Annotated in this window: 10 protein-coding genes; 5 read left to right on the top strand and 5 right to left on the bottom strand. The window is 56.3% G+C overall.

The genetic code is table 11. The features are described from left to right. Window positions 1-3: 3 nt before the first annotated feature. Complete coding sequence (locus B2U47_RS12165) at window positions 4-684, bottom strand: cytochrome b/b6 domain-containing protein (protein WP_296681265.1); 681 nt, start codon at window positions 682-684, stop codon at window positions 4-6. Between the two features lie 537 nt (window positions 685-1221). Here B2U47_RS12165 and B2U47_RS12170 point away from each other — a divergent pair. The 4 genes from B2U47_RS12170 (at window position 1222) to B2U47_RS12185 (ending at window position 5258) form a co-directional block, all read left to right on the top strand. After that, the gene (locus B2U47_RS12170; RefSeq protein WP_296681267.1) at window positions 1222-3561 is read left to right on the top strand and encodes a right-handed parallel beta-helix repeat-containing protein; all 2340 of its coding nucleotides are present in this window, start codon (window positions 1222-1224) and stop codon (window positions 3559-3561) included. Between the two features lie 150 nt (window positions 3562-3711). Further along, window positions 3712-4071 carry a DUF1428 domain-containing protein gene (locus tag B2U47_RS12175; protein ID WP_296681270.1) on the top strand — a complete coding sequence of 120 codons (360 nt, stop codon included), beginning with the start codon at window positions 3712-3714 and terminating at the stop codon, window positions 4069-4071. Between the two features lie 92 nt (window positions 4072-4163). Then, window positions 4164-4562, top strand: a complete 399-nt coding sequence (locus B2U47_RS12180; protein WP_296681273.1) for a VOC family protein — start codon at window positions 4164-4166, stop codon at window positions 4560-4562. Between the two features lie 9 nt (window positions 4563-4571). Further along, window positions 4572-5258 carry a helix-turn-helix transcriptional regulator gene (locus B2U47_RS12185; RefSeq protein ID WP_296681275.1) on the top strand — a complete coding sequence of 229 codons (687 nt, stop codon included), beginning with the start codon at window positions 4572-4574 and terminating at the stop codon, window positions 5256-5258. Window positions 5259-5260: 2 nt separating this feature from the next. Here the strand turns inward: B2U47_RS12185 and B2U47_RS12190 are convergent, their stop codons facing one another. The 4 genes from B2U47_RS12190 to B2U47_RS12205 form a co-directional block, all read right to left on the bottom strand. After that, on the bottom strand, window positions 5261-5893 hold the full coding sequence (locus B2U47_RS12190) for a hypothetical protein (RefSeq protein ID WP_296681278.1): 633 nt from the start codon (window positions 5891-5893) through the stop codon (window positions 5261-5263). A gap of 48 nt (window positions 5894-5941) precedes the next feature. After that, complete coding sequence (locus B2U47_RS12195; protein WP_296681280.1) at window positions 5942-7144, bottom strand: exo-beta-N-acetylmuramidase NamZ family protein; 1203 nt, start codon at window positions 7142-7144, stop codon at window positions 5942-5944. Beyond that, window positions 7128-7673 (bottom strand): DOMON-like domain-containing protein, encoded by a 546-nt coding sequence (locus tag B2U47_RS12200; protein ID WP_296681283.1) that lies wholly within the window; start codon window positions 7671-7673, stop codon window positions 7128-7130. Before B2U47_RS12200 ends, B2U47_RS12195 begins: the two co-directional genes overlap by 17 nt. 75 nt (window positions 7674-7748) lie before the next feature. Further along, window positions 7749-8303: a hypothetical protein gene (locus B2U47_RS12205; protein ID WP_296681286.1), complete on the bottom strand. Its 555-nt coding sequence runs from the start codon at window positions 8301-8303 to the stop codon at window positions 7749-7751. 115 nt (window positions 8304-8418) lie between these two features. Here B2U47_RS12205 and B2U47_RS12210 point away from each other — a divergent pair, with 115 nt between their 5' ends. Then, a complete protein-coding gene (locus tag B2U47_RS12210; protein ID WP_296688391.1) occupies window positions 8419-9960 on the top strand; it encodes a leucine-rich repeat domain-containing protein in 1542 nt (513 codons plus the stop codon). Window positions 9961-10152: the final 192 nt, after the last annotated feature.

The following is a 10152-nucleotide window of genomic DNA, read 5'->3' on the forward strand; positions in this document are numbered from 1 at the left end:
GCCTTAGCGTTTCGGCGCTTTCTGGATGCTGTCGACCGACACATGCACCACCGCCGATTTCTTGCTTGCTGGCGGTGTGTTCCCGCCCTCATCCCGCCCTTCCACATGGAAATAGCGGTAGCCGTTGATGATGCCGGAAATGCCCGCCCCCTTGCCTTTCAGGTCATGCAGAACAACCGCCAGGATGTGCAGCACGCTGAAACCCAGAATGATGCTAGCTAGCACGTCATGCCAGCCAAACATCGACATGCCAAGGAAGCTGTTTGCCGAGTTGTAATACAGCCCGCTGAACGCACACAGCAGCAATACCAGCCACAACAACGGGTAAAGTTGTCGCCAGAACGGATTATGCGCAAACCAGTTCGGTAAGGGCGCACGCGCAAAGCTCAGATAAAATAGCAGCATTTGCTTTACGCCTACCCATTGCGCCCGATCCGGCAACAATGCCCGCCAATGGGCACTACCCGGCAGCATGAACAGCAGAATGACCCGTGCAACCACTGCCACGATCAGCAACTGCCCGACAATCAGATGCCAGTCGCGCCAGAATTCGTAATCCGCCGCCCCCAGCCCGATGGCCCAAACGCTGACAAACTGAAACAGTACACCAACAGCAATCAGCCAGTGGGGCAGGCGTACCCAACCCGACCAGACCAGTATGTGGCGGATGGTTTCCTGTGGCATGGTATTCCCCTTCTGCAATTTACGTATAAGGGCAAGTGTAAGCGATTGCCCACCAGCATGGGAAAAATCGTTACGCTGCCAGCCTGCGCCCCGACTTTGGTCAATACCGCCACAGTTGTCACTTCCTGACAGGCACGTCACTGCCAATGGCTGACGCACATTCCTAACAATAAAATAAAAACCAAAATTATCAATAACTTGGGGTTTCCACCAACGTTGGCACGGGGGTTGCAATAATCCTCTCAGTCAGAACAGCGTAACAACAACAAAAGAATTTATCAGCAAGCCCCAAGAAGCAGAGAGCAGGCATAATCATCAATAACAACAAGCTGCCTAGCCATGTTTCGACTCCTCTAACCCCCGCCCTAAAGCGGGGGTATTTATTGGCAGTAACAGCCGGTCTCGTTATCGGTGGATTCTGACCAAACCATGACATAAATCAACTTTCTATTATAAGCTGAGATAATCAGTTTTTGTTTTTAACTTGCCTAAATGCTACCTTGTTGTTACTTGCGAAACACAATGAGGGAGTTACCCATGAAAAAGCACAAGGCGTATTTTTACGCCTCCATCCCCCTGTTGCTGGCAGCTCAGGCAGGCCATGCCGCCAACTACTACGTAGCTACCACAGGCAACGACACCAACGCGGGTACGGAAGCCGCACCGTTCAAGACCATCCAGAAAGCCGCTAACACCGCCAATGCGGGAGATACCGTCTACATCCGAGGTGGCACTTACAGCGGGGTGGTACTGGTCAGCAAATCCGGCACAGCGGGCAACCCCATCACCTTCACCAATTACCCCGGTGAAACTCCGGTGCTGGACGCCACCGGCAAAACCAGTGCCGATTACTGGAACGGTATTTTCACCATCCGGGGGACTGCCACCAACAAAACCCGCCATGTCCGTGTCAGCGGTTTGAAGGTACAAAATAACACCTCCTCCAACGGCTTTGGCATCTCCTGCTATGACTGTGCTGACGTGGAAATCCGCAACAACAAAACCTATAACACCCGCCTGTCCGGGATCGTGGTGGGCTATGGCGACCGGGTGGTGGTGGATGGCAACGACATTGAGAAAGCCAACAACGGCGGTGAACATGAAAACCTTTCCGTGTTGCGGGAAAGCAGTTTCGTGACCGTCACCAATAACGTGGTGCATGATAACGGCAATGATGCTGGTGGCGGTGAAGGCATCGACATCAAGCAAGGTTCACACGACGTGCTGGTGCAAGGCAACACCGTTTACAACAACACCAAGGTCGGGATTTATGTGGATGCCTGGAACAAGCATACCTACAACATCCTGATTGACCGCAACAAGGTTTACGGCATCGGCAAAAGTGCCATTACCTTGGGATCGGAATGCGGCGGCCCCTTGCGTAATGTCACCATCAGCAACAACCTCGTTTACAACAATACCCGCCACGGGGTGAATGTCGGTATTTGGGGCGATATGTTTGGGCAATGTGGCAGCCCAGCCCCCACCCCCGGCAACATCAACGGGGTAAAAATCGTCAATAACACTATCGTCGGCAATGGTCAGGTCGGGATCAATTACACCCGTGATGCAGGTGTCCCCATCCACCCTGAATTTGGCAATATCTACGTTGCCAACAACCTCATCCACGACAACGGGCATAAAACCCTGAACTTTGCAGGTTGCCCGATCTCCAACAACGGCAATGCCGACGTTGCATCCCATTACACCATCGAAAACAACCTGCTGAATGGTCCATCCGGCAAGCCACGGTGTGACTGGGGTAGCGAAATGCTGGGGGTTAACCCCGTACTGGCAGCCCCACAACTCGCCAGTGCTACCGATTTCCACCTGACTGCCAACTCACCCGCCATTGATGCGGGTACGGCAACCAACGCCCCAGACCATGATTACGACGGTCTGGTACGTCCCATGAACGGGGTGTGGGATATAGGGGCTTATGAGTTCTCCGGTCAACCACCAGCCCTGAACATCACCACTACCAGCTTGCCACAAGCTACCGTAGGCACAAGCTATACCGCACAAGCCAATGCCAGCGGCGGGGTTGCCCCTTACTCCTGGCAGCTTGTCAGTGGGGTTTTGCCTAACGGCTTGAACCTGAGTGCCACGGGCTTGGTAAGCGGAACACCCACCACAGCAGGGACAGCCACTGTCACCTTGGGTGTCACTGATGCCAACGGCGCACTGGATACACAGGAATTGGGCTTAGTGGTGGCAGAGCAACCCGTTGCCGTGCCACCGAATATCACCACCACCAGCCTGGCGGCAGGTACAGCGGGCACAGCCTATAGCGCAACCTTAGCGGTTAGCAGTGGCACAGCCCCGTATACCTGGTCACTCAACAGCGGCAGCTTGCCAGCAGGCTTGTCCTTGAGTGCTGCGGGCGTCATCAGTGGTACACCCACCACGGCGGGGACAACCAGCTTCAGCGTTAAAGTGACCGATGGCAAAGGCTTGTCGGATACCCAAGCCCTGAGCCTGACCATCAACGCCACCCCACCAGCCACAGGCAATGCGGACATGGCATTGACCGTGTTCAAGGCAACCAAGGCCAGCGTCACCAAGGGTACAGCCGCCGAGTTCAGCTTCACGGTGAAGAACAACGGCAATGATACCGCCAGCAATGCGCGTTTTGTGTTGCCGTTGCCTGCCAATATGGCATGGGTCAAAGGTGGCAACGGTAGCGAATGCAGCGCCACCACTACCCAAGTGACGTGCAGTTTTGGCAGCTTGGCAAAAGGGGCTTCACGTACCCGTTACCTCTACCTGCGTCCTGCGGTGACGGGCAGTTATGCCCTGACAGGTACAGCCACCTCCGACAAGGGGGACAGTAACCTGAGCAACAACAGCGTAGCCATCACCTTGACCGCACAATAAGCAATCTGACTTTTCACGAGAAGTTGAGGGGGAAGCCGAAAGGTTTCCCCTTTTTTTCTGGCTGGCACACACTCACAACTCGCTTTCCCCTGTGTTCATGAATATTTCCCATATACTTAAAAAAATCATTACCACCCAAGGAGACACCCCATGAGCTACATCGACGGATTCGTATTACCCGTTCCCGAAAATCGTCTGGAAGACTATCGCGTAATGGCGCAACAGGCAGGCGAAATCTGGATGGAACACGGCGCACTCGCCTACAAGGAATGCGTGGGCGAAGACCTGAGTTCCGAATTTGCCAACAATTCTTTCCCACGTATCGCCGGGGTGCAGGAAGGTGAAACCGTCATTTTCGCCTTCATCGTCTACCAATCCCGCGAGCACCGCGATGAAGTAAACGCCAAAGTCCACCAAGACCCACGGATGCAATGCGGCGACATGAAGGATTTGCCGTTCGATTGCAACCGCATGAATTACGGCGGCTTCACCACCTTGGTAGATTTGTAGAGAAAGTCAGACCCTCCTGACATGATGCTGTCAGGAAGCAGCATCTATACTAAAAAAACCAATCAACAATGACCCACCAAAGGAGTAATACCATGAAAGCGAACCCCGTCGGCTGGTTTGAAATCTACGTGCAGGATATGCCTCGCGCCATCGCCTTCTACGAAGCCATGCTTGCAACCAAGCTGGAAAAGCTACCCATGTCTGACCCTGAAGCCTGGCCTGATCTGGAAATGTGGACGTTTCCGATGTCCGATTGCGACAATCCTACCTATGGTGCTGCGGGCGCACTGTGCAAAATGGGCGGTTGCCCATCCGGTGGCGGCGGTACATTAGTGTATTTCAGTTGTGAAGATTGCGCAGTGGATGCCGCTCGCGCCGCAGCCAACGGTGGCAGCATCTTCAAGGAAAAAATGCCGATCGGCGAACACGGTTTCATTGCGCTGGTGTTCGACACCGAGGGCAATATGATCGGCCTGCATTCGATGGCGTAAGGCTGACCCATGCGCCGTGCCGACCGTTTGTTTCAGCTTGTGCAAATCCTGCGTAACAAGCGGCTGGTCACTGCGCGTGAACTTGCCGAGCGGCTGGAGGTTTCCGAGCGCACCATTTATCGCGACATTCAGGACTTGAGCGTCTCTGGCGTGCCGGTGGAAGGCGAAGCCGGGGTTGGCTATCACCTGCGTTATTCGCTCGACATTCCGCCGCTGATGTTTACCGCTGCCGAAATCGAAGCGCTGGTGGTGGGTGCGCGGATGCTGCAAGCCTGGGGTGGCAGTGAACTCGGCAGCAGTGCGAAATCGGTACTCGACAAGGTTCATGCTGTCATTCCCACCGAACTGCACCGCCATCTGGAGGAAAGCCGCCTGTTTGCCATGCGTTTCGGGGTGCGCGAAGACCTCGAAACCACCCTCGACACCTGCCGCCATGCGATTGCCCAGCACCGTTACCTGCGGCTGGATTACCAGCGGGCTGACCACGAATGCAGCCAGCGCGATGTCAAACCACTGGGGCTGTTTTTCTGGGGCAATGTGTGGACGCTGACCGCATGGTGCGAATTGCGCCACGACTTCCGTACCTTCCGCCTCGACCGCATCCGCTGGCTGGATACGCTGGACAAGATTTTTGAGGAATCGCCGGGGCAAACGCTGGGCGATTTCGTCAGGCTGATGCAGTCAGAAGGCTATTGAGCCTAAATCGTCCAGGAACCATGCGCCAAACCGACCAGTGTCCACTGGTTGCCACCACCCGCATCTTTGAGGATCACCATCAGGCTAGTCCAGTCCATGCCGTTATAGGCGGGGTTGGTTCCGGGCTGGTGGTATTCGACGATGCGGTATTGTGGCTGCGGGAAACTGCCCAGCAGATTGTTGATCAGGTTGCCTTGCGAGTGGAAATCGCTGTTGCTGCTGATCAGCGTGACCGTGGCATTGCTGTGGTAGGGGAAATCCCACACGTAGCGCCCGAAATAGTCGCGCACATGCAGCATGATCGGGTCGCCGGAACCATCCTGCGTTCCCCAGTTGCGGGTCGGCGGATTTTGCAGGATGAAATCGCTTTCAAACGCGGTGGCAGTCAGGATCTGGTCAGTGGCTTCCGTGCGGTAATACGGCATGAAACGCACCCCTGCCGCATCAAACAGGCTGGTAAACGGCTGCAAGCCGCCGCTGCCGTTTTGCAGGTTGTTGATGGCTTGCACCACCGTATTGGCTGCCTGCAAAGGCGTGCCGCTAATGACTTGCTGGTTGTTGTTGCTGCTGTTGGGGGTGTTGATGCAGGCACTGAGCAAGCCCGCCAGCAACAGCATGAGGATTCGTTGAAACATTGCGCACCTCCATTGATTGTGCCAGGGGAAAGAACTCCCCCTTACACCTCAGTATAGCAGGAACGGCTGGCGTGCCTCCGCCCATGCCTGTTCATCCGGGATAGTCAGGGCATCCAGATCGGCGGGGCTGGCTTGCGCATCATCCACCCATTCACGCAGCAGCGGTGAGCCGTTGATCACGTCGATCGGCAGCTTGCCGAATGCGTATTCGTAAGGGAAATCACGCCACAACGCATAGTCGGGGTAAAGCTGGCGGATGGCCTTGAACGCCAGCGCCTGTACCCGCCAGGGGCGGAATGTCGCATAGTCGTAATGCGGCGCTTCCACATGGATTTGCACCCCGGCACACAGCTTGCCGACATGCTTGTGGAAAGTCGGCTCAAACCAGCATTCGCGCAGGATGCAGCCGTGCAACCAGTGTGGCGCCATTGCCTGCATGGTGCGGATCACGGCACAGGCATCAATGTCGGGTGCGCCGAACAACTCCAGCGGGCGGGTTGTGCCGCGCCCTTCGGAAAGGGTTGCGCCTTCCAGCATCACCGTCCCGGCGTAGCAACGCGCCATTGACAGGTTGGGCGCATTGGGGCTGGGGTTGACCCATTCACGTTCCCCCAGCGGCCAGCCGTAGCCGGGTTTGGATTCCGGTTGCCAGCCTTGCAGGGTAATCACGCGGTAATCAACATCCAGCTTGAGCTGGTCAATGAACCACAGGCCGAGTTCGCCCATGGTCAGACCGTGGCGCATCGGCATTGCACCCGCACCGACGAAACTTTCCCACCCGGCACGCAAGCTCAGCCCTTCCACCGGGCGGCCTGCCGGGTTGGGGCGATCCAGCACCCACACCGACTTGCCGTGTTGCGCTGCCGCTTCCAGCACGTAACGCAGGGTGGTGATGAAGGTATAGATGCGGCAACCCAAGTCCTGCAAATCCACCAGCAGCACGTCGAACGTCGCCAGCATTGCATCCGTGGGGCGGCGCACTTCCCCGTACAGGCTGAACACCGGGATGCCATGAATGGGGTCGAGGAAATCGGGCGATTCCATCATGTTGTCCTGCTTGTCGCCCTTGATGCCGTGCTGCGGGCCAAAGGCGGCAGTCAGTTGCACATCCGGCAAGGCGGCAATGGCATCCAGCGCGTGGGTCAGGTCGGGCGTGACCGAGGCGGGGTGTGCCAGCAGGGCAACGCGCTTGCCCGCCAAGGGCGCACGCAGGGTGGAATCATTGAGGAAGCGGTCAAGGCCAAATTTCATGGGTGAATCCGTCACGGTGGTGGAAATCGGGGCGTTCGGTTGGGTGTGTTAGTGCCCAGTAGCATTTGCTGCCGTCGAGCAACGCGATGACAGCGGTAATGCCGAGTTGCCAGGGGGTTGCTGCGGGCAGGTTGGCGGGGGTGATGATGGCGCTAACAACAAACCCATCCCCAACCCTGCCCTTGTCAGGGAAGGGAGCAAGAGAGAGCGTGGGTGCGGCTGGGTCTTGCCATGCCAGCCGCTGCCGGTAGTCGCTGAAAGCATACGCCGCCCACTGACCGGAAGGGGAAAAGTTGAATTCGCGGTAGGCGCTGTCGCCCACGACACCGACGAAGGCTTCCAGACAGGTGTGTTCCCACAGGTTATCCGTGAACTGCGGGGGTTGCGCGGGGGGAATGCGTACCTGCGCCACATCACCGTGCAGGTGGTAGCACAGGCGCAGGCTGCCGTCAGGCTGGCGAGTGGCGTTGGCGTGCAGCGATAGATTGATTGGGCAGGGTGTGGCAGGGTGGCAGTGCAGCTCAAGCAAGGGTGGTTTCCCGACAATTTTGTAATTGGCGGGAAGTGTGTCGCAGTGCCGGGGGAAATGCAATTGCTGCGCGGCTTAGCGCCCCATGAAGGCATCCATTTGCACCATGCTGCGGATTTCTTCGTGCAGTTCGGGTGCGGGGGTGATGTTGCCGCTGGCGTCGACCTTGTTGCAACGGATTGCACCGGGTGTGTTGGCGATACCACCGATCCGGCGTCCGCCCCAGAATACCTCGAAGCCGCGTGTGCCGCTCAGGTCGAGTTGCGCTGTCTGGATGCCAGCCCCGGCACAGTCGGCGGTAGCGACCGGGCTGTTGCTGCGGATGTGGGTGGTGAAGGAATCAATCAGGATGGCCTCTTCCCTGCCGCCTTGCGGGGCGAGTACCGCCGTCAGGCGCGAGTTGTTCCAGCGGTTGAGGCTGGAAGAGGCGCAGCTTGTGCCAATCGGCAGGTAATAGACCTTGATGTCATCGTCCGCCACCCCGACCAGGCAGAGCGTGCCGCTATTGCTGAGGTTCTGGGTGGTATTGCCGGGGGTCTGGTTGTCACCGACAGGCGGGTTCGGCACACAGGCCGCGAGGGTGGCACACGCGCCCAGCAGCAGGACAGGCATGGTTTGACGGCTAAACATGGGATGGCTCCTTGATGATGAATACCGGCTTAGACTGCGGGCGAGGGAAATGGTTTGGGCTGGTGCGGTTTGAATCACCCGGCAGTTCCGGCTACTATCCTTGCTGTTGTCCCTTATGCATGACTTGTTGACGCTTATGACCCCGCCCCCGCTGGAAATTGCCCTCGAACGCATCGACGAATGCCGCCGCACCCGCTCGACCGAACTGGATTTGAGCAAGCTCGGCCTGACGGAAATCCCCCCGCAGGTGTTTGAACTGACCTGGCTGGAAAAACTGGATGTGTCAGGATACTGGGTTAGAAGTCACAAATACGGGGACATCAGGGAAATCCCCCCATCCATTCAGCAACTAACCAAGCTGACTGAATTCAATTGCGCCATTAACCAGATCAGCGACCTGTCGCCGCTCAGCGGCTTGCCTGCCTTGCAATCGCTTTCCTGTAGCTCTAACCAGATCAGCGACCTGTCGCCACTCAGCGGCTTGCCTGCCTTGCAATCGCTTGACTGTGAGGACAATAAGATCAGCGATCTGTCGCCGCTCAGCGGCTTGACTGCCTTGCAATCGCTTCACTGTGGGGGCAATAAGATCAGCGACCTGTCGCCACTCAGCGGCTTGCCTGCCTTGCAATCGCTCACATGCTGGAGTAACCAGATCAGCGGCCTGTCACCGCTCAGCAGCTTGCCTGCCTTGCAATCGCTTGACTGTGAGGGCAATAAGATCAGCGATCTGTCGCCGCTCAGCGGCTTGCCTGCCTTGCAATCGCTTGACTGTAGCTATAACCAGATCAGCGACCTGTCGCCCCTCAGCGGCTTGCCTGCTTTGCAAGCGCTTCACTGTGGGTCTAATGAAATCAATGATCTTTCCCCTATTGACCACTTGTTATTGTCAGGCCAGTTAAAAAAATTCTATTTTCATGACAGCCCTAAATCTGGCATTCCAGCAGTATTACTAGGTGAAAGGGAAATTAATGATTGCCTCGAAAATGTCAAACATTATCGCCAAGCCATTCTGTCACATGGCTCAGTAACTCAAAAACAACTCAAAATCCAGTTGGTCGGTAACGGACGTGTGGGTAAAACCACACTGGCAATTGCCTTGGAGACAGGCAAACCTGTCAATCAAGACTGTGAGTCAACCCACGGCATCACCATCAGCACCTTGCCCATGACGCTGTATGGCGAAGTTGAACCTCTCAACGTGCAATTATGGGATTTTGGCGGACAGGAAATATACCACGCCACCCACCGCCTGTTTCTTGCCAATGAATGCCTTTACCTGTTGCTATGGGCGGAAGAAACACCCGAAATACAGGAAGAAACCCGCCATCACGTTACCTACTGGTTGGAGTCAATTCATGACCTGAGTCCTGCCAGTACGGTTATTGTGGTAAAAAACCGCATTGATCTGGGCGAACAACAACCTGACCGCCCCGCTTTGCCACTTGAATTGCCGGGTGTTGAGCAAATAGAGGATTATGAAAAAATCTCGGCACGGAAATATTGGCGCATCGGCATTCTGGAAGAAAAAATCAGGGATATTGTTACCCGCAAGCTGCAACACAAAGTGACGTTGACGTTGCCAAAGCCTTGGGTAAAAGTACAGGAAACGCTGGAGAAACTCAAAAGTGAAGGGCAAACCGGGTGTGACCGGAAGTGATGCTCTTTTTGCGGCTTCGCCGTTACCCCTCACCCCAACCCCGCACCCAGCCCCTTACAGGGTCGTCCCTCAAGGGGAGAGGGGCTAAAAAACATCTTTCTTACTCCCCCTCGCCCCTTGAGGGGGCAGGGGGTGAGGGGTAATTCGGAGGGTGATGCTGTCTAATTTTAAGCGGCATTGCAGGTAGCGAAG

The sequence above is a fragment of the Thiothrix sp. UBA5583 genome, assembly GCA_002425225.1.
Taxonomy (GTDB): Bacteria; Pseudomonadota; Gammaproteobacteria; order Thiotrichales; family Thiotrichaceae; genus Thiothrix; species Thiothrix moscowensis.